Origin of the sequence: Pseudomonas sp. CFBP13508, from assembly GCF_005233515.1 — a bacterium.
Lineage (GTDB): Bacteria > Pseudomonadota > Gammaproteobacteria > Pseudomonadales > Pseudomonadaceae > Aquipseudomonas > Aquipseudomonas mercuritolerans.
The window spans coordinates 197,876-217,315 of record NZ_QFZZ01000002.1; the positions used below are offsets into that span (position 1 = coordinate 197,876).

General features: G+C 61.2%; 16 protein-coding genes and 4 tRNA genes. 5 read left to right on the forward strand and 15 right to left on the reverse strand.

The window, feature by feature from the left end:
- Positions 1–27: 27 nt before the first annotated feature.
- The 5 genes from PspCFBP13508_RS05410 to PspCFBP13508_RS05430 form a co-directional block, all read right to left on the reverse strand.
- Positions 28–1,389, reverse strand: a complete 1,362-nt coding sequence (locus PspCFBP13508_RS05410) for an MATE family efflux transporter (protein ID WP_137213902.1) — start codon at positions 1,387–1,389, stop codon at positions 28–30.
- Between the two features lie 204 nt (positions 1,390–1,593).
- Positions 1,594–1,669: transfer RNA gene (locus tag PspCFBP13508_RS05415), tRNA-Gly, on the reverse strand.
- A gap of 3 nt (positions 1,670–1,672) precedes the next feature.
- Positions 1,673–1,748, reverse strand: a tRNA-Glu gene (locus PspCFBP13508_RS05420).
- Between the two features lie 104 nt (positions 1,749–1,852).
- Positions 1,853–1,928: transfer RNA gene (locus PspCFBP13508_RS05425), tRNA-Gly, on the reverse strand.
- 2 nt (positions 1,929–1,930) lie between these two features.
- Positions 1,931–2,006 (reverse strand) — tRNA-Glu (locus PspCFBP13508_RS05430).
- 383 nt (positions 2,007–2,389) lie between these two features.
- Between PspCFBP13508_RS05430 and PspCFBP13508_RS05435 the strand changes: the two genes are divergently transcribed.
- Positions 2,390–3,148, forward strand: a complete 759-nt coding sequence (locus PspCFBP13508_RS05435; protein WP_178083664.1) for a hypothetical protein — start codon at positions 2,390–2,392, stop codon at positions 3,146–3,148.
- 255 nt (positions 3,149–3,403) lie between these two features.
- Here the strand turns inward: PspCFBP13508_RS05435 and PspCFBP13508_RS05440 are convergent, their stop codons facing one another.
- The 3 genes from PspCFBP13508_RS05440 to PspCFBP13508_RS05450 form a co-directional block, all read right to left on the reverse strand.
- Positions 3,404–5,371 (reverse strand): methyl-accepting chemotaxis protein, encoded by a 1,968-nt coding sequence (locus PspCFBP13508_RS05440; RefSeq protein ID WP_137213903.1) that lies wholly within the window; start codon positions 5,369–5,371, stop codon positions 3,404–3,406.
- Positions 5,372–5,479: 108 nt separating this feature from the next.
- Entirely contained in the window at positions 5,480–6,880 is a 1,401-nt protein-coding gene (locus tag PspCFBP13508_RS05445) for a PLP-dependent aminotransferase family protein (RefSeq protein WP_137213904.1), read from the reverse strand.
- Positions 6,881–7,070: 190 nt separating this feature from the next.
- The gene (locus PspCFBP13508_RS05450; protein ID WP_137213905.1) at positions 7,071–7,832 is read right to left on the reverse strand and encodes an SDR family oxidoreductase; all 762 of its coding nucleotides are present in this window, start codon (positions 7,830–7,832) and stop codon (positions 7,071–7,073) included.
- 101 nt (positions 7,833–7,933) lie between these two features.
- Between PspCFBP13508_RS05450 and PspCFBP13508_RS27345 the strand changes: the two genes are divergently transcribed.
- Positions 7,934–8,071 carry a hypothetical protein gene (locus tag PspCFBP13508_RS27345; RefSeq protein WP_161984071.1) on the forward strand — a complete coding sequence of 46 codons (138 nt, stop codon included), beginning with the start codon at positions 7,934–7,936 and terminating at the stop codon, positions 8,069–8,071.
- Positions 8,068–9,072: an NADP-dependent oxidoreductase gene (locus PspCFBP13508_RS05455; protein WP_137213906.1), complete on the forward strand. Its 1,005-nt coding sequence runs from the start codon at positions 8,068–8,070 to the stop codon at positions 9,070–9,072. Before PspCFBP13508_RS27345 ends, PspCFBP13508_RS05455 begins: the two co-directional genes overlap by 4 nt.
- A gap of 126 nt (positions 9,073–9,198) precedes the next feature.
- On the opposite strand, the gene pyrF is transcribed toward PspCFBP13508_RS05455, so the two are convergent.
- Positions 9,199–9,897 (reverse strand): orotidine-5'-phosphate decarboxylase, encoded by a 699-nt coding sequence (gene pyrF / locus PspCFBP13508_RS05460; RefSeq protein ID WP_122507613.1) that lies wholly within the window; start codon positions 9,895–9,897, stop codon positions 9,199–9,201.
- Between the two features lie 262 nt (positions 9,898–10,159).
- On the opposite strand from pyrF, the gene PspCFBP13508_RS05465 reads away from it, so the two are divergent.
- Positions 10,160–10,909, forward strand: coding sequence for a response regulator transcription factor (locus PspCFBP13508_RS05465; RefSeq protein WP_110645974.1), 750 nt, complete (start codon positions 10,160–10,162; stop codon positions 10,907–10,909).
- A complete protein-coding gene (locus PspCFBP13508_RS05470) occupies positions 10,909–11,955 on the forward strand; it encodes an ATP-binding protein (protein ID WP_137213907.1) in 1,047 nt (348 codons plus the stop codon). Before PspCFBP13508_RS05465 ends, PspCFBP13508_RS05470 begins: the two co-directional genes overlap by 1 nt.
- A 1,162-nt stretch (positions 11,956–13,117) precedes the next feature.
- On the opposite strand, the gene PspCFBP13508_RS05475 is transcribed toward PspCFBP13508_RS05470, so the two are convergent.
- The 6 genes from PspCFBP13508_RS05475 to PspCFBP13508_RS05500 all read right to left on the reverse strand — a co-directional run bounded on the left by PspCFBP13508_RS05475 (position 13,118) and on the right by PspCFBP13508_RS05500 (position 19,251).
- Positions 13,118–14,158 (reverse strand): AI-2E family transporter, encoded by a 1,041-nt coding sequence (locus PspCFBP13508_RS05475; protein ID WP_137213908.1) that lies wholly within the window; start codon positions 14,156–14,158, stop codon positions 13,118–13,120.
- 69 nt (positions 14,159–14,227) lie between these two features.
- Positions 14,228–15,034, reverse strand: coding sequence for a DUF4892 domain-containing protein (locus PspCFBP13508_RS05480; protein ID WP_137214181.1), 807 nt, complete (start codon positions 15,032–15,034; stop codon positions 14,228–14,230).
- Positions 15,035–15,149: 115 nt separating this feature from the next.
- On the reverse strand, positions 15,150–16,004 hold the full coding sequence (locus PspCFBP13508_RS05485; RefSeq protein WP_137213909.1) for an alpha/beta hydrolase: 855 nt from the start codon (positions 16,002–16,004) through the stop codon (positions 15,150–15,152).
- Entirely contained in the window at positions 16,001–16,807 is an 807-nt protein-coding gene (locus PspCFBP13508_RS05490; protein WP_137213910.1) for an alpha/beta hydrolase, read from the reverse strand. The genes PspCFBP13508_RS05485 and PspCFBP13508_RS05490 overlap by 4 nt, the downstream gene beginning before the upstream one ends.
- A gap of 313 nt (positions 16,808–17,120) precedes the next feature.
- The gene (locus tag PspCFBP13508_RS05495; RefSeq protein ID WP_016773655.1) at positions 17,121–17,564 is read right to left on the reverse strand and encodes a hotdog fold thioesterase; all 444 of its coding nucleotides are present in this window, start codon (positions 17,562–17,564) and stop codon (positions 17,121–17,123) included.
- A gap of 31 nt (positions 17,565–17,595) precedes the next feature.
- Positions 17,596–19,251 (reverse strand): AMP-binding protein, encoded by a 1,656-nt coding sequence (locus tag PspCFBP13508_RS05500; protein WP_137213911.1) that lies wholly within the window; start codon positions 19,249–19,251, stop codon positions 17,596–17,598.
- Between the last annotated feature and the right edge of the window lie 189 nt (positions 19,252–19,440).

A 19,440-nucleotide genomic window follows, 5' to 3' on the forward strand; every position in this document is an offset into this window, starting at 1 on the left:
AGGGTATGCACCCTCGGGCCTTTTCGTTCATTGCGTGACCGTGGTCGCTTCCCGGCTGCGGTGGACGAAGCGCCATCCCATCAACACCGTCGCCAACGTTAACGCAGTGATGAGCCCTGCCCATATCCCTTGCGGCCCCCAGCCCATACCAAATGCCATCAGGCATCCCAACGGTAGACCTATTCCCCAGTAACAGAAAATCGCCAGCCACATGGGGATTCGCGTGTCCTGCAAACCGCGCAACGCTCCCGCCGCGAGCATCTGCATGCCATCTGGGAACTGCAAAGCCGCAGCGTAGAGGAGCAGCGTCGAGGCCAGCGCGGTGACCGCGAGATCCGAGCTGTACCAGCCGGCAATCATCTGATTGCCCAAAAGCATGGCCAACATCGAAAAACTCTGGGCGACAACAACGATGACACAACCCGCATACGCCGCCCGCCGCACCGCCCTGAAGTCGCCTCGGCCCAGCGCGTGACCGACCCGCACGGTTGTCGCCTCGGCGACGGCGACCGGAATCATGAAACACAGCTGCGCGAGATTGACTGCGATCTGATGCGCCGCGAGAAAGGTCGAACCGAGTCGGCCGATGAGTAACGAGGTAACGATGAAAAGACTGCCCTGGGTCAGAATCGCAATACCGATTGGCATTCCGACCTTCAGCAAATCGAGGATGCCAGCGCGACACGGCAGATCAAACCGGGAAAACAGCTGCAAATGCGCCAACCGTTTGCCGCGCCACAGGTAACAGGCGAACAGCAGCGCCTGCAGCCACATCAACGATGCCGAGGCAATGCCCAGGCCTTGAGCACCCAGTTCCGGAAACCCAAGCTTGCCGTTGGTCAGCACGTAACCCATTGGCGCCAGCAACAGCAACCCACCAAAACTTAGAATCATGGTCGGGCGCATCCAGTGCATTCCTTCGCACAGATAACGCATGCAGAAAAACAGCGTCAGCGCCGGACTGCCCCATCGCACGGCGTGCAAAAAGTCTCGTGCGCCGGGAATCATTTGCGGCGCAATTCCTGCCGGCGCCAGTAATGCCGGCGCGAGGCTGAGAAAAGCGAACATCACGCCCCCCATGAACAGCGCCAACCAGAGTGCCTGGCGGAACACCGGACCGATCTCGCTTATTCGATCCGCGCCGTGCAAACGTGCGACCGAAGCGGTCAGCGCAATCAGCGTACCGATCGGCACCAGCATCGGCAGCCACAACAAGGCAGTGCCCAAAGTCACCGCCGCCAGGGTATCGGTGCCATGGTTGCCGGCGATCAGGTTATCAACGAAGGCGATAAGCCCGGCACTGACATGCCCGATGACCAACGGCAACGCCAGCCAGGCGGTGGCCCGTATTTCTCGCAAAGCATCAACAGTGGCAGTTTTTTGAAACATTGAATGAGATCCTCAGAATCGACTGGCCGATGCTGGCGTCATAGCCAGGAACGGCGTCGTTATCTCAGAATTGCCCATGCGCTGGCTGTCGGCTGCTTCCGAGTTTCACGGGATCGCTGTAGGAAAGTTGTAACAGAGCGCGGCAGGTACAAAACGCGCACAAACAAAAACGCCGATCATCACTGATCGGCGTTTTTATGAAATTGGAGCGGGAAACGAGACTCGAACTCGCGACCCCGACCTTGGCAAGGTCGTGCTCTACCAACTGAGCTATTCCCGCAAATGGCGTCCCCTAGGGGACTCGAACCCCTGTTACCGCCGTGAAAGGGCGGTGTCCTAGGCCACTAGACGAAGGGGACACGCTACCCGGAACACATGGTGTGTGTTTCGGTGTCCAGATCCGCATCCGAAGACTTGGTTCTGGTTTCACTCAGCACCGCCCGAAAGCACTGCTGTTTAAAATTGGAGCGGGAAACGAGACTCGAACTCGCGACCCCGACCTTGGCAAGGTCGTGCTCTACCAACTGAGCTATTCCCGCATTGGCGTCCCCTAGGGGACTCGAACCCCTGTTACCGCCGTGAAAGGGCGGTGTCCTAGGCCACTAGACGAAGGGGACACACTACAACATTCACTCCCTGCCGCGTTTCGCTGTGTGCTTTACGCTGCAAGTGGCGCGCATTCTATGGATGGATTGAGGGGTCGTCAACCCCCTGATATAAATTTATTTAAATCAATGACTTCGACCTGGATTACGGGCCGCGTAGGGCTTTTCCGTCGTCCGAAACCTGACGCCTATATTCCGCCACTCGCCAAGACGTTATAGTCACCGCACAGTGATGGCAATCTGCACATCAAGCGCCAGCATTCATCTATACAGCCGGCGGCCGATACAGATTGCAGCAGCCGATCAAACCCGTCGAGCGGCGCTAGGCGCGTAAATGCCCAGCCACTACACTCGCATGCGAACCCTATAAAGAGGTCTTACCGGTGACACCACTCATGATCACCCTGCTAGTCGTAGCCGGGATCGCAATTCTGATCGCCATTGGCTACATGAACCATGTGGTGGAAAACAACAAACTGGAGAAGGCCCGCACCAAAGTCGAACTCAACGACCGCCTGCGCCGATGCGGCGAACTGACCGAAACCTTCCCTGGCCAGTTCATGACCCCGGCGCTGAAACTGCTGCTGACCCGCCTGGAACTCAACGTCTGCCAGCGCCTGCTCAATCTGGAAAAGACCAGCGCAACCACCAAGGCCCGGATCACCGAACTCAGCGCCCTCGTTGCCCAGGGCGAATCGATCCCGGTGAACAACCCGCCCGCGCCGATCCTGACCGAAGCCAAGGCCAAAGACGTGCGCTTCCTCCTCGAAGCCCTGCACGGCCAGATCACCCGCGCCGCCCACGACGGTTTCCTGCCTCCGAACGAAGCCAAACAATGGATTCGCGAAGTGCGCCATATCCTCGTGCTGCTGCACATCGAATTCTTCAACAACCTCGGCCAACAGTCCCTGCAACAAAACCAACCCGGCCAGGCCCGCCTCGCCTTCGAACGCGGCGTGCAATATCTGCGCAAACAGCAGGATCCGCAGATGTATGCCGAGCAACTGCAATATCTGGAAAAACTCCTCGCCCGAGCCAACGCCCAGGTCATGGACAAGATCGCCCCGGTGGAAGGTGAAGAAAACCAACTGACCGCCGGCTTGAAAGATGCCGAAGCGGATGCCGACTGGAAGAAGAAAGTGATTTACGACTGAGTCGCGAATGCTGGGGAGAAAAGCCACCGTTATTGGTGGCTTTTTTGTGGGCGACTTGGAAGAGAATGTGAATTGAAGACCGCTTTCGCGAGCAGGCTCACTCCCACATTGGGAAGCAGTGTTCTCAGGTAAAAATCGGTCGGCTGTCAGGCCGCCTTCGCTGGCAAGTCAGCTCCCACAGAACAGCAAAAGCAAACCCGGGCCATCCCCACGCGGCGAAGCCGAGAGCCTGGCCGGCCCAAAGGTCGCCAAGGCTCAAAGCCGAAAATGCCCAACCATCGAGCGTAACTCCCCCCCCAACTGCGCCAGCTCAACACTCGAAGCCGCATTCCCGCGCATGGCCACGGAAGAGTGATCCGCACTCGCACGAATCTGCGTGACACTGCGATTGATCTCCTCCGCCACCGAACTCTGCTCCTCCGCCGCCGCCGCGATCTGCTGATTCATCTGCTGAATCATCGACACCGCCGCCGCAATACTCCCCAGCGCACTTTCGGTCTGCAACGCATCACTGACCGCCAGCTTCACCAGTTCACCACTGCTGCGGATCTGCTGCACCGACGACTGCGCCGCCGCCCGCAAGGCACTCACCAAGCGTTCGATCTCCTCGGTTGACTGTTGCGTACGCCGCGCAAGTGCGCGGACTTCATCGGCCACCACGGCAAATCCCCTGCCCTGCTCGCCGGCCCGCGCCGCTTCGATCGCCGCGTTCAGCGCCAACAGATTGGTCTGCTCGGCCACGCTCTTGATCACCTCCAGCACCGTGCCGATATTCTGAATCTCGGCGCTGAGGCTCTCGATGCTGGAACTGGCCGAGGTCGCTGAATCCGCCAACTGCTCGATCCGCGCCATGCTTTGGCGCACCACCTGCTGTCCGCTCTCGACCTTGTCATCCGCCGTCTGCGCCGCCAGCGCCGCCTCTTCGGCATTGCGCGCAACGTCATGCACGGTGGCGGTCATCTGGTTCATGGCCGTGGCGACCTGCTCGGTTTCCTCCTTCTGGCTGTTGACCTCCAGATTGGTCTGCTCGGTCACCGCCGACAGTGCTTGCGCGGAACCGGCCAAGCGCTCGATCCCCGACTGCAAGCCGCTGACAATCGTGCCGAGACCGGCAGCCATCTGCTGCATCGCCAACATCAGCTGGCCCATTTCATCACGGCGTGTCACCTCGACCTTTGCCGTGAGATCACCCGCAGCAATCTGCTGCGCCACACGAATCACACTGCGCAACGGTGCCACGATCAGACGCGTGATCACCCATGCAGCGAGCAATCCGACCAACAAGGCCAGCGCCGAAGAACCAATGATCAATACGGTGTTCTTTTTCAGCTCCGTCTGCATCGATGCGTCTTCGGCGACATAGGCTTGATTGACCCGGTCCACCACCTGCGCAGCACGCTGATGCAATTGGTCATAAACCGTTTTCTCTTGCGCCAGCAAACCGGTGTACTCCGCCAGTTTCTCGTTGAATCCGGCGATATGCCCCGAGACTTCATTGAGCACAGTCAGATAGCCCTCATCCTTGACCGTGCTTTTCAACGCCTCGGCCTGCTCCTGCGCTTGCGCGGCCTGCTCGATGTTGCCTTGCCCGGCATTGTCGGAATCGCCCTTGCGGCTTTGGTCCAGCCGCACCCGCGCTTCGTTCATCGCCTGCAGCATAAGTCGCGAGACCTGACTGACCTGATTCGCCTGTTCGATGAACTGGGCGCCGTCCTTGCCCTCGGTGTCTTTCAACGTATAAGCGCCATCATCGGCCAGCCCGCTCTGCAACACGTCGAGGTTATTGGCCACGCTGGACACCGACCAACTGGCCATCTCCAGCGCAAGGTCCTTGGCCTGGCTCAGCGAGACGAACTCATCGAAGGCCTTGCGATACGCGCCCAGGGCTTGCTCGACATCGCTCATCACCGGCACATTGGCCGGGGAATGTGCCTTGAGCTCGCCGGCAAGAACAATCAGCCCATCGACGCCTTCGCGCAAGGCATCGGCGGTCTTCGGATTGCCGCGCAGCGCGTACTCCTGCTCGAGCAGGCGCACCTTGAGCAGGCCGCTGTTGAGCGCGGACATCTGCTTCAAGCCGTCGAAACGCAGACTGATGGTTTGCAGCGACCAGACGCCGATCGCCGCGACCAGTGCAGTCAGCAGCAAGACCAGCACGAATCCGATACCCAGTTTTTTCGCCATACCGAGGTTGGCAAAACGTCCTTGCACGGCCGAAATCATTGCGCGTAGTCCCCTGCCAAAGTCTGTGAACGAAGATTCGCAACGGGCTCGAACCAGCACAAGACTCTGGCGTCGGAATAATGGCAAAAAGCTACGCCCGCGTCGTTTTCAGAATGCTTGAGGTCGATCCGCGCAAGTATTGCGAAAAAACTGCCGAGCCCGAGGGTCGCAGGCACAGGCCACATTGATGCGCTGCCAGTCACCGCACTCACCGCTGGGACTGAAGGCGTCCGCTGCTGATAACTCCAGCCCGCAACGCTGGGCCTGCCTGCGCACCGACGTCTGATCCTTCAACCGTGCACGCGCCCAGATGAAAAGCCCGCCAACCGGCTTGCCGAACACTTCCCACTCGGCATCTTCCAGAGCCTGCAAGGCCGCCGCGCGATCGGCATTCAAGCGCTGGCGCTGGCGCTGCACCAGTTTGCGATAGGCGCCGGTCGCCATCAGCCTGGCCAGCACCGCTTCGGCCAGCCTCGAACAGCCCAGGCCGCTGATCATCTTGACCTCAGCCAGCCGCGTCAGCAGCTCGCTGTCCGCCAGGACAAAACCGACCCGCAACGAACTGCTCAGTGTCTTGGAGAAGCTGCCCACATAAGCGACCCGTCCCTCATGATCCAGCGCTGCCAGCCGCGTACCGTTGCCAGTGTGCAGATCAGCATAGACGTCATCTTCGATCACGCGCAGGTCGTAGATCTTGCTCAACTGCACGATGCGCTGGGCAACGGCGGGCGTCAGGCAACTGCCGGTGGGATTGTGGTGATGACTGCCGATGAACAAGGCAGCGGGACGAAACTGACGCAGCACCGACTCGAGCATTTCGGTGTCCGGCCCGCTCGGCGTGCGACGAACTTCGAGCATGCGTACGCCGTGCAGACGCAGCAGGTCAAACAACGGTGCATATCCGGGCGTTTCCACCACCACGCAATCGCCGGCCTTGAACAGGGTGCGCACGATCAGATCCAGCGCATGACTGGCACCGCTGGTGCTCATCACCCGGGTACTGCAGGCGTCGATATTCAGCAGTTTGAGGCGCTTGGCAATCTGCTCGCGCAACGCTGGCAGCCCCAGCGGCGAGCTGTAATTGAACAGACTCGCCATGTCGGTGCGTGCCACCTCGCGCAACGCGTAGCTGAGGTCGTCGGGCTCGCGCCAGCTCGACGGCAGGCTTCCCTGGCCCAATATCAAGCGATTCGTTGAGGCGTTCACCTCATCACACCATGCCTGGCGACCCTCGAACGTTGCCAGTTCCGAGTCCGCTTCGCGCAACGACGGCGCGGCCGCGACGATGAATCCGGCGCCCTGACGCGCAGTCAACACACCTTGCGAAACCAGGCGCTCGCAGGCTTCGACGACGCACGACTGGCTGAGCAGATTACCCCGGGCGATTTGCCGTACGGAGGGCAACCGGGTGGCCGGCGGGATACCGCTTTGCACGATCCAGTCAGTCATTCCATCGACAATCTGCTGCACGACCGGCACCATTGCCTGTCGGTCAATTCTCAGTTCCATGAGCTCGCAAACTCCTGTCAGTTTTGCTGGCAGCAGTAAATCACAGCCGCGCCGCCGAGGCTGTGCGACAACGCCGCCAAATGCGGCAGTTCTAACGGTTTGATACACATTGTTTAACTGTATTCACATCCCAGGACGCGAGACGCAAAAAAGCCCGCACGCAGGCGGGCTCTTTGTATAACGACAACATTCAGAACGCCGTCACGCCGCCGTCCACCGCCAGCGAGTGCCCGGTGGTGAACGCCGCGCCATCGCTGCACAGATACAGCACCGCGCTGGCGATTTCCTCGACCTTGCCGATGCGCCCGACCGGGTGCATGGCGTTGGCGAATTCGCCCTTCTTCGGATCGGCTTCGTAGGCGCGGCGGAACATGTCCGTATCGATCACTGCCGGGCACACTGCGTTGACCCGGATTTTCTTCTTCGCGTATTCGATCGCCGCCGACTTGGTCAGGCCGATCACCGCATGTTTCGACGCCGCATAGATGCTCATTTTCGGCGCTGCGCCCAGCCCGGCTACCGACGCCGTGTTGACGATCGCGCCACCGCCCTGCGCCAACAACAGCGGCAACTGATACTTCATGCACAGCCAGACGCCTTTGACGTTGACGCCCATGATCGCGTCGAACTCGTCCAGCGAACCGTCGGCGAGTTTGCCTTTCTCAATTTCGATCCCGGCGTTGTTGAAGGCGTAGTCGAGACGACCGTAGGTATTGATTACCTCATCCATCAGATTTTTTACATCGCTTTCCAGCGTCACGTCGCAGCGCACGAAGGACGCTTCGCCACCGGCGGTACGAATCAGCGCCACAGTGCCTTCACCGCCGGCAGCGTCCAGGTCAGCCACCACCACTTTCAGGCCCTCGGCGGCAAACGCCAGGGCTGTCGCGCGGCCGATGCCGTGGGCGGCTCCCGTGATTACAACCACCTGACCGGAAAACGTCATGCTCATGGGTATGTCCTCGAACGCAAAAACTGGGGGATGTTGGCGTCGCAGCATAGCCAAGCGCAGCGAACGCGCGTCAGCACTATGCAATCGCTGTTTACCGGCGCATGCGCCGCAGTGATAAAACCCGCGCCGTAACCATCACTGCACTGGATCGACCTGCATTCGCCGCGTCGGCCAACCTTGCGACATCGCCGCCGAAGGGCTATCAACAAGGCTTCATTCCGTTCGAGTGCCTGTCATGACCAACCAGACCAATCGCCAGTTCCTGCTCGCCAAACGCCCGGTGGGCGCCGCAACCCGCGAGACCTTCACTTACCAGGAAGTACCGGTCGGCGAGCCACAGGCAGGACAGATTCTGGTGAAAAACGAATACTTGTCCCTCGACCCGGCCATGCGCGGCTGGATGAACGAAGGCAAGTCCTACATCCCGCCGGTCGGGATCGGTGAAGTCATGCGCGCACTGGGCGTGGGAAAAGTCATCGCTTCGAACAATCCCGGCTTCGCCGTCGGCGATTACGTCAACGGCGCGCTCGGTGTGCAGGATTACTTCCTCGGCGAGCCGCGCGGCTTCTACAAGGTCGACCCGAAACTTGCGCCATTGCCACGCTATCTGTCTGCGCTGGGCATGACCGGCATGACCGCCTACTTCGCCCTGCTCGACGTGGGCGCACCGAAAGCCGGTGAAACCGTGGTGCTGTCCGGCGCGGCCGGTGCGGTGGGCAGCGTGGCCGGGCAGATTGCCAAGATCAAAGGCTGCCGCGTCGTCGGCATTGCCGGCGGGGCCGACAAGTGCAAATTCCTCATCGACGAATTGGGTTTTGACGGCGCCATCGACTACAAGGCCGAAGACGTCGTGGCCGGCCTGAAGCGCGAATGCCCGAAAGGCGTGGACGTGTACTTCGATAACGTTGGCGGCGACATTCTCGACGCGGTGCTGAGCCGCTTGAACATGAAGGCGCGAGTGGTGATCTGCGGCGCGATCAGCCAGTACAACAATAAAGAAGCGGTCAAAGGCCCGGCCAATTACCTGTCACTGCTGGTCAATCGGGCGCGCATGGAAGGCTTTGTGGTGATGGACTACGCCGCGCAGTTCGCCAGCGCCGCGCAGGAGATGGCCGGCTGGATGGCCAACGGGCAGCTCAAGAGCAAGGAAGATGTGGTTGAAGGGCTCGAGACGTTCCCGGAGACGCTGATGAAACTGTTCAACGGCGAGAACTTTGGCAAGTTGGTGTTGAAGGTTTAAGGCCAGCCTGAAACCAATGTGGGAGCGAGCCTGCTCGCGAAAGCGGTGGATCAGTCGGTAATGATGCCGACTGACACGCCCTCTTCGCGAGCAGGCTCGCTCCCACAGTTGGATCTTCAATAAGCTTTAGGAAATTTCGGCTACGACTGCGGCCAACGCTTGCGCCGGATCTGCCGCCTGGCTGATCGGACGGCCGATTACCAGGTAATCGGAACCGGCATCCAGTGCCTGACGCGGGGTCAGAATGCGCCGTTGATCGTCTTGCGCGCTGCCCGCCGGGCGAATCCCCGGGGTCACCAGTTGCAGCGACGGGTGCGCGGCTTTCAGCGCCGACGCTTCCAGCGCCGAACACACCAGACCATCCATCCCGGCCTTCTCGGCCAGTGCCGCCAGACGCAGCACTTGTTCCTGCGGCTCGATATCCAGACCGATACCGGCCAGATCCTCGCGCTCCATGCTGGTCAGCACGGTCACACCAATCAACAACGGTTGTGGACCACTGCGCTTGTCCAGCTCTTCGCGGCAGGCCGCCATCATGCGCAGACCGCCGGAGCAGTGCACGTTGACCATCCACACGCCCATCTCGGCAGCGGCTTTCACGGCCATTGCGGTGGTGTTGGGAATGTCGTGGAATTTCAGGTCCAGGAACACTTCGAAACCCTTGTCACGCAGGGTGCCGACGATTTCCGCCGCGCAACTGGTGAACAGTTCCTTGCCCACTTTGACCCGGCACAGTTTCGGGTCCAACTGGTCGGCCAGCTTCAGTGCGGCGTCACGGGTGGGGAAATCCAGGGCGACGATGATAGGAGTCTGGCAGGCGGACATGGATGGGCTCTCAGGCTGGTCGAAAACGGCGCGCATTGTAGCGGAACCGGCGGCGGCGCGGCACCCGATGATCGGTAAATCGTCGCGCCGAACGTGATCAGCTTAGCCGCCGCGGCCATTGTGTCGACTCCGATACACAGCCGACACGCCGACAACACGCACCCGGGTTAGCCTCGCCCGGCGCAACACGTCCTTACAACAGCACTTCCCGCCTCCCGGCCGGACGCCTATGCTGAAACCACCACTGGCAGCGAACAGCCCCATGCACAACACCCCGACAACCGTGACGGACGAAAGCAAAGACGACAAGCGCTGGAGCATCCGCGCGCTGATCGTCGACGATGACGTGCCGATCCGCGAGCTGATGATCGATTACCTCGCCCGCTTCAATATCCACGCCAGCGGCGTCACCGACGGCGCGGCAATGCGCCAGGCGCTGCAGGGTGAACATTTCGACGTCATCGTCCTCGACCTGATGCTCCCCGGCGAAGACGGCCTATCGCTGTGCCGCTGGCTGCGCGCCGAATCGGACATCCCGATCCTGATGCTCACCGCCCGCTGCGAACCCACCGACCGCATCATCGGCCTGGAACTGGGCGCCGACGATTACATGGCCAAACCGTTCGAACCACGCGAACTGGTCGCCCGTATCCAGACCATCCTGCGCCGCGTGCGCGACGACCGCAGCGAACAGCGCGCGAACATTCGCTTCGACAACTGGCGCCTGAACAGCGTCCTGCGCCAGGTGGTCGCCGACAATGGCCTGGTAGTGCCCTTGTCCAACGCCGAATTCCGCCTGCTCTGGGTCTTCATCGAACGCCCGCGCCGCGTGCTCAGCCGCGAACAACTGCTCGACGCCGCTCGCGGTCGCTCGATCGAGGCTTTCGACCGCAGCATCGACCTGCTGGTCTCGCGCCTGCGACAGAAACTCGGCGACGACCCGAAAGCCCCGCAATTGATCAAGACCGTGCGCGGCGAGGGTTACCTGTTCGACGCGCGGGACATTGGCTGATGCGGGCGCGCTTCGACACGTTGTTCGGCCGGCTGTTCGGGGTGCTGTTTGTGGCGATCGTCCTGGCGCACCTGCTGGCCTTCGCCTGGTTCAGGCTCTATGGCCCTCCTCCGCCGCCTCCGCCCGAATTTTCAACAAATATTGACGGTCAACCGCCGCTGCATGATTCCGCTTATCCACCGAGGCAAGCACGCCCCTGGTTCGGTGGCCCGGTGGTGCCGCTGACCTTTCAGTTCATCACGCTGATGATTGCCGCATGGTACGGCGCCAAACTGCTCAGCCGTCCGATCCAGCGCCTGAGCGACGCCGCCGAGCGCCTGAGCGAAGACCTCGACAGCGACCCCCTCGACGAATCCGGCCCGCGCGAAGCGCGGCAAGCGGCGCACACCTTCAACCTCATGCAACGACGCATCCGCGAACAGGTACAGCAACGCGCGCGCATGCTAGGCGCCGTCTCCCACGACCTGCGCACGCCACTGTCACGGTTGAAACTGCGTCTGGAAAACATCAGCGACGACAAACTGCAAAGCCAGATGCGCCAGGATCTGGACGACATGATCGGCATGCTCGACGCCACCCTCACCTATCTGCACGAACAACGCACCAGCGAAGCCTTGCAGTTGCTGGACGTGCAGGCGCTGGTCGAATCGCTGTGCGAAAACGCCCAGGACCAGGGCGCCGATGTACAGGTCAGCGGCCACTGCGCGCCTTTGCCAGTACAACCGATGGCGCTGCGCTCGTGCATCAACAACCTGCTGGACAACGCCCTGCGCTACGCCGGACAGGCACGGATTGAACTGCTGGAACAGCGTGAGGAATTGCTGATTCGGGTGATTGATCACGGACCGGGGATTGCTGAGGACCAGCGTGAAGCCGTGTTTGAACCGTTCTACCGACTGGAAGGCTCGCGTAACCGCAACTCCGGCGGCGTAGGACTGGGCATGACCATCGCCCGCGAAGCCACGCAGCGGCTGGGTGGGGGGTTGGATCTGGAAGAAACACCGGGTGGCGGGCTGACCGCCGTTGTCCGGTTGCCACGGGGCTGAGGCTCAGCCGACTTGAAGTGTGAGCGAGCCTGCTCGCGAAAGCCTCTGATGATTCAATGCATCTGTTGAATGTATCGGCCTCTTCGCGAGCAAGCTCGCTCCCACAATGAAACTGAGTGTATTCGGTAGATATTGGTTGGATGTGGAGGCGCTATCGCTGGCAAGCCAGCTCCCACAGGGATCTAGTGGTTTCAGAGAGAGATGGGTTGGCTGCCAGGCCGCCTTCGCGAGCAGGCTCGCTCCCACAATGAAACTGCGTGTATTCGGTAGATATTGGTTGGATGTGAGGGCGCTATCGCTGGCAAGCCACTCCCACAGGGATCGAGTGGTTTCAGAGAGAGATGGGTTGGCTGCCAGGCCGCCTTCGCGAGCAGGCTCGCTCCCACAATGAAACTGAGTGTATTCGGTAGATATTGGTTGGATGTGAGGGCGCTATCGCTGGCAAGCCAGCTCCCACAGGGATCGAGTGGTCTCAGAGAGAGATGGGTTGGCTGCCAGGCCGCCTTCGCGAGCAGGCTCGCTCCCACAATGAAACTGAGTGTATTCGGCAGATATTGGTTGGATGTGGTGGCGCTATCGCTGGCAAGCCAGCTCCCACAGGGATCGAGTGGTTTCAGAGAGAGATGGGTTGGCTTTGAGGGCGCTATCGCTAGCAGGCTCACTCCTACAGTTTGATCGAGCGCGTCCAGCAAGAAATGGGTCGGCTGTCAGGCCGCCTTCGCGAGCAGGCTCGTTCCCACAAAAGCAAAAGCAAAAGCAAAATCAAAGCAGCGCAGCTGCCCGCGGCGAAGCCGCCCCACTCAACAATGAGCGCAAGCTCGAGTACCGCTTTTGATCTTGATTCACAGGCGACGTCGGAAGGCTGAGTGGAGGGATTGATCCGGGCGTGGGAGCGCAGCGACCGTCTGGCGCAGCCAGACACAGCGGAAGGAGGTGCAGCGAAGCAAACCGTAGCCGCTGCGTCCGGATCGATCCCGCAGCGAAGGAACCCGAGCCTGCGAGGGCCGAACGCAGGAGCTAGCGTTTTTTGCTTACTTTTTTTGGCGCTTGTAAAAAAGTAAGTCGCCGTCAGGCGAAACCGCCAGCCGCCGCAGCGAAACATTCGGATATTCACACCAGACAAACCCAAGCATGGTCGGCCCAAAGGCCGCCAAGCCCCCCCCTAGACCCGAGCCTGACTCTTACTCCAATCCGTCAAAAGACTATAAGCCACCGCCAACAAAGTAGGCCCAATAAACAACCCGATAAAGCCAAACGCAATCAACCCGCCAAACACCCCGAGCAACACAATCACCAACGGCAGATTCCCGCCACGACTGATCAGATACGGCTTGAGCACATTGTCCACGCCACTGATGATGAACGTCCCCCAGATCCCGAGAAAGATCGCCATCCCGTACTCACCCTTCCACACCAGCCAAGCCGTGGCCGGCACCCACACCAGCGGTGGCCCCATCGGAATCAGACTCAACATAAACGTGACGATCCCCAGCACCAGCGCCCCAGGAACCCCGGCAATGAAAAAGCCGATCAACGCCAGCACCGCCTGCGCCGCCGCCGTACCAATCACACCGTTGACTACGCGCTGCACCGTGCCCGCCACCAATTCGATGTAATAGCCGGCACGATCACCAATCAAGCGCTCCAACAGACTGTGCACAAACGCCGCCAGTCGCGGCCCGTCACGGTAGAAGAAGAACACAAACACCAGGCTCAGCGTCAGCTCGAGAATCCCGCCGCCGATCTGCGCACTGCGTGCCAGCAGCCAATTGCCGACCTGGCCCAGATATGGCTTGATCGAGACCATTAACGCCGCGCCCTGCTGGTCGATGCTGTCCCACATCGCCACCAGCCGCTCACCAACCAAAGGCACACTGCCAAGCCAGGTGGGCGCTTCCGGCAAACCGTCGACCTGCACGTCCTTGATGAATGCCGTGGCATCGCGCACATGATCGGCAAGATTGAAACCCAGCCATACCAGCGGCGCCGCCACCAGCAACATCCAGCCGAGGGTCAGGATCAACGCGGCCAGCGATTCGCGGCCATTGAGCGCACGGGTCAGCAACCGCATCAGCGGCCAACTGGCGAACGCCAGCACCGCGCCCCAGAACAGCGCCGACCAGAACGGCGCCATCACCCACAGACTGGCACCAAACAACACCAGCAGCAGAATCTGCACCAGCAGGCGATCGTTATTGAGCATGGAAAGTCCCGGCAAAGTCAGTCAGCGAAAGAGTAGGCGAACACTGCGTGCGTGCTCCCCCGGCACAGCTTATCGCAACAGGTCGATGCGCAGGCCAGAGCCTTCGAGATTGCCGGTTTCCATCCGGGCCGCCCGCACACCCTGAGTCATCAACGCCTGGCGCCAGGCTTCGGCCTTGGGCCCGGAAACCGTGACCCGCAAGGTCGTGTCGAGATTCAGGCCACGGGAAATCAGGCGCAGCCAGGTAGCATCCGGCTCATCGACCAGTTTCGGCAAATCCAGCTCGCCGGTGCTTTTCAGCTGGCGCAGCAGGGTCGCCGAGGTCGGCAGCAGTTCGCCCAACGGCGCAGTCGCCTCGAACTGCTCGACATGCAGATAGGCTTTACGATTGCCTCGAGTGATGCTGTAGAGCGCCACCAGCGTGTTGTCCTTTGGCACCGCCAGCCTGAGCAACAGATAGGCCTGCTGCTCGTCAGAGCCATACAGCTTGGCGTTGCCGAACACTTCGTTGGCCCACAGGCTGCTTTCGCCGCAATCGCGGGCCTGGCACCAGAACAGCAACTCGGCGTCCTGCTGTTGCAGGGCTTCGCGGGCGGCGGTGAAAGCTTCGGTGGCGGAATGTTCAGGCGGCAACTCGTAGGTCACCGAGGTGGTCTGGCCGCGGGCGGTGACCTGGCCGTCATAACGCAACTGGCCGCTGATCTTGCGGATCGAACCCAGCGGGTAGATGCGCTCCAGCTCGGCGGCCGGGCGATAGTCGACAATCTGAGCATCGGCCAGACGCGGCACGATTTGCAGATCCTGGCTGCCCGGCACATCGGCAGCGAAGGACAAGGAGCTGAAGCAGCACAGCGCGAATAGACTGAGTGGCCGCATAGTCAGGCTCACCGGACGGTCATGGCTGGGCGGGTCGGGGTCGCAGCGGTATAGAAATCCATCGAGTTTGTCTCCTGTTTCAACCCGCCCAGCCTCGGCAGTTGCCGGTAGCAAGTCAAGGCATGGCGAAGAAGCGATTGAAACAGTCTGCTACAAGACCTGCGCCAGCCTCGTCATTCAGGTGCAGATGATGCCCGCCCGGCAACTGTTCGTGACTGAAGGGTAGACGCTGGAGCAACTCAGGATGCCTGGCCAGCATGCCATCCGCCGCGACCACCAGATGGGCCGGGCAACCGACGCGCGAGGCAAACGCCATCGCCTGTTCTTCAGTCAGGCGCAGCGGCGACGGCAGGGTCAGGCGATTGTCGGTGCGCCAGGTGTAACCGCCCGGCACTGGCATCAAGCCGCGCTGGGCCAACAGTTCGGCAGCCTCACGACTGACTGCCACCAGGCCTTTCATCCGCGCCTCGATGGCACGCTCAAGGGTGGTATAAACCGGTTTGCGTTTTTCGCGCAGATCAAGTTGCGCCTGCAGGGCCATGCCCATGCGTTCGGCGGCGTTTTCGCCTTTGTCTGTCGGAGGAATCACGCCATCAATGAGCGCCAGATGGCTGATGCGTTCAGGCAGCGAACCGGCCAGCACCATCGAGACAATCGCGCCCATTGAATGTCCGAGCAGGCCGAAACGCTTCCAGCCCAGCTGCTCGGCGACTTGCAGCACATCATGGGCGTAGTCCCACAGGGCATAACCGGCGCCGTTCGGCCGATGCGCGGAATGACCGTGGCCGGCCATGTCCAGCGCGACGATACGCAAACCGTGGAGCTTGGGCGCCAGCCGCGCGAAGCTGTTGGCGTTGTCGAGCCAACCGTGCAACGCGATCACTGGCAAGCCGTCCTCGGGGCCGAACAGATGCGCGGCCAACTCGATGTGCGGCAGGTTCAGACGCACTTCTTCGCAGGTCGGGCTCATGCGCAATCCTTGTTCTGGCGCTGCTCCCAGCGCATGAACAGACTCTTGAGCAGCCGTGCCGTATCTTGCGGGCGCTCAAGCGGGAACATATGCCCCCCGGGCATGCTCAGCGCCTCACCCTGGGGCAGACGCGAGACGAAACGTGTGTGATGGCGCATGACCACTCGGCTCTTGTGCCCGCGCACCATGGCCAGTGGCACCTGCAACTGGCGGGTGCGCCCCGGACTGGTGTGCGGCACGCCGCGATAAATGCTGATTTCCGTGGCCGGGTCGAAACGCAGACGCAGCTTGTCGTCGACCTGATGCAAACCGTGTTGCAGGTAGGCATCGAAACAATCCGGATCGAAGCCGCGAAACAGGGTTTTGCCGGAAAAGTAGCTGCGTGCACTGTCGAGATCGGCGAACTCTTCACGGCGTCCGAGGGTGCGCCCGGCCGGGGTCAGCCGGTCGATGAAACCAAAGCGCTTGGCCGCGCGGATCACCCACTGATCGGTGCGGGTCAGCACCGGCGAGTCGAGCATGACCACGCCGCGATACAGCTCGGGACAACGCAACGCCGCATGCAGGTGCAGCAGACCGCCAAAGGAATGGCCGACGCCCCACACCGGCTGTTCCTGCTGCTCGAGGTGATGGATCAGTTCGTCGACGAGGTTGTACCAGTTATCGTCCGCCGGAAAACGCGGGTCATGGGCGTGCTGCTCCAGATGCGCGACCCGATACTCCGGCGCCAGCGCCGCGAACAACTTGCCATAGGTCCCCGAAGGGAAGCCGTTGGCGTGGGCGAAAAAGATCGGTTGCGACATGCGGGCAAATCCATGAGCGGGAATCGTGACGTTGATTGTCCGCAAGAGCCGGCGTCGCAGCAATGACTGTAAGTGCCAGGAATGATGACAGTCCGGTCAGGGTGATGTGTATCAGCGAGACCGCTGCCCCCTCACCCCAGCCCTCTCCCCCAAGGGGGCGAGGGGGAAAGGGAGCGGATCGGGGGAGTGTCCGGGACCTGAGCTCGACTCGAATTATCAGGTCGACGAGGATCGCGAAAACCACACGGTAGGCCCCCTCTCCCTATGGGAGAGGGCTGGGGTGAGGGCTCGTCCTGACGGAACCCGATAAATGTCAACGCAGCGGCGGCTGTTCCCCCAGCGGCACCACCGCCATGGTCAGGCGCGACACGCAACTGGCCTTGCCTTCATCGCTGGTCAAACGGATGTCCCAGACATGCGTGGTGCGCCCGATATGGATCGGCGTGGCCACCGCCGTCACCCGCCCACTGCGCAACCCGCGCAAATGGTTGGCGTTGATCTCCAGGCCCACGCAATAGAACTTGCTGGCATCGATGCACAGATAACTGGCCATCGAACCCACGGTTTCCGCCAGCACCACCGAGGCGCCGCCATGCAGCAGACCGTAAGGCTGATGGGTGCGATGGTCGATGACCATGCTCGCGGTCAGCGACTGTTCGTCGAAGGCTTCGAAGCGAATATCCAGCACTTCGCCAATGGTGTTCTTCTGGATTGCGTTCAACTGTTCGATGTCGGGAGTAGTACGCCACAAGCTCATCGCAGACTTCCTTTGTTGTTGTAATCGATGCTCAATCCTGCCACAGCACCGCCTCGCTGCGCGCGCTCCATTCTTCGAAGCGTGCGCCGTAGCGGTCTTCGATGACGTTGCGTTTGATTTTCAGAGTCGGCGTGAGGAAGCCGTTATCCACCGCCCAGTTGTCCTTGACCACCACCAGCCGGCGCAGGCGTTCGTGCTTGTCGAGGACGGCGTTGACCTCTTCCAGCAGCTTTTCCAGGCTCGCGTGCAGACTGGCACGAGGCTCTTGCTGATTGGTCGTCGACAGCACGCACAACCCCAGCGGTGCACTCAGGCCATCGCCGACCACGCACACTTGTTCGATGCGTGAATGCACGGCCAGGCGGTTTTCGATCGGTGCCGGCGCGACGTATTTGCCCTTGCTGGTCTTGAAGATTTCCTTGAGCCGGCCGGTCAGGCGCAGACGCCCTTCGCTGTCCTGCTCGCCCTTGTCGCCGGTGCGCAGAAAGCCGTCGGCGGTCAGCGTCTCGGCGGTTTTCTGCGGTTCCTTGAAATAGCCGAGCATGTTGGCCTGGCTGCGCACCTGCACTTCGCCGGACTCATCGATGCGCACCTCGACTTCCGGGCACGGCTGGCCAATCCAGCCTTGCTTGTATCGCCCCGGCAGGCAGATATGCGAATAGCCGCAGCCCTCGGTCATGCCGTACACCTCCAGCACATCGAGGCCGAGTTTCTGATACCAGGCGAGCAAGGTCTGCGGTACCGGCGCGGCGCCGGACAACGCCACGCGCAAGGCATCCAGACCAAGCCCGGCCAGCACTTTGTGGCCGATCCGTTTGCCGATGAAGGGTAGCCCGAGAAGAAAATCCAGGCGCTTCGCCGGGATCTTGCTGTACACGCCCATCTGGAATTTGGTCCAGATACGCGGCACGCCGAACATAGCGGTCGGCCGCGCGCGCTGCAGATCAGTGATGAAGGTGTCGAGGCTTTCAGCGAAGAACACCGTCTGCCCGGTGTAGATCGACGCCAGTTCGACAAACATGCGCTCGGCGACGTGGCACAGCGGTAGATACGACAGCAGCCGATCATTCTCATTGAGCCCGAACAGCTGCGTGCCACGACTGGTGGCGAAACCGAGATTGGCGAAACTGTGCATCACGCCTTTGGGCAGGCCGGTGGTGCCGGAGGTGTAGATGATCGTCGCCAGTTGTTCGGCGGCGGGGCGTGGATCGTCCTGGATTGGCGAACAGCTCTGCAGGTCCGCCCAGCTGTAATCGAACTCGCCGGGCGGATGCAGCGGCAGGCTGATGGTCGGCAAACCCGTCGGCACGCCTTGCGCCATGCCTGCCCAATCATCGAGCTTACCGATGAACGCCAGCGCACTTTCCGAGTGAGTCAGCACTTGCGCAACGGATTCAGCGGTGAGATTGGGGTACAGCGGCACGGACACATGCCCGGCCATCCAGATCGCCAGATCAGCGATGATCCAGTGCGCGCAGTTTTTCGAGATCAGGGCGATATGGCTGCCGGGCCGCAACTCCCGCGCCCGCAACCAGTGCGCCGCGCAGCGGGCCTGATGGCCGACATCGGCCCACGTCAGCGTCTCGACCTGGCCACCGCCGATCGGCTGCACCAGAAAGCGCTGGCGCGGGTGCCGGGCTTCCCGTTCGTAGAACACGTCCAGCGGCAAACGGAAGGCGGCAGACATGCGACTCGCTCCTGTTTTTTTGGTCTGGAGCAAGCGTAGTCAACCAAGCAAGTGCTTGGTTGTAATTTTCAAACAAATAATTTCATGGGGTGGCAGAAACCAATGTGGGAGCGAGCCTGCTCGCGAATGCGGTATGTCAGCCCCAAAAAGGGTGAATGACACGCCGCCTTCGCGAGCAGGCTCGCTCCC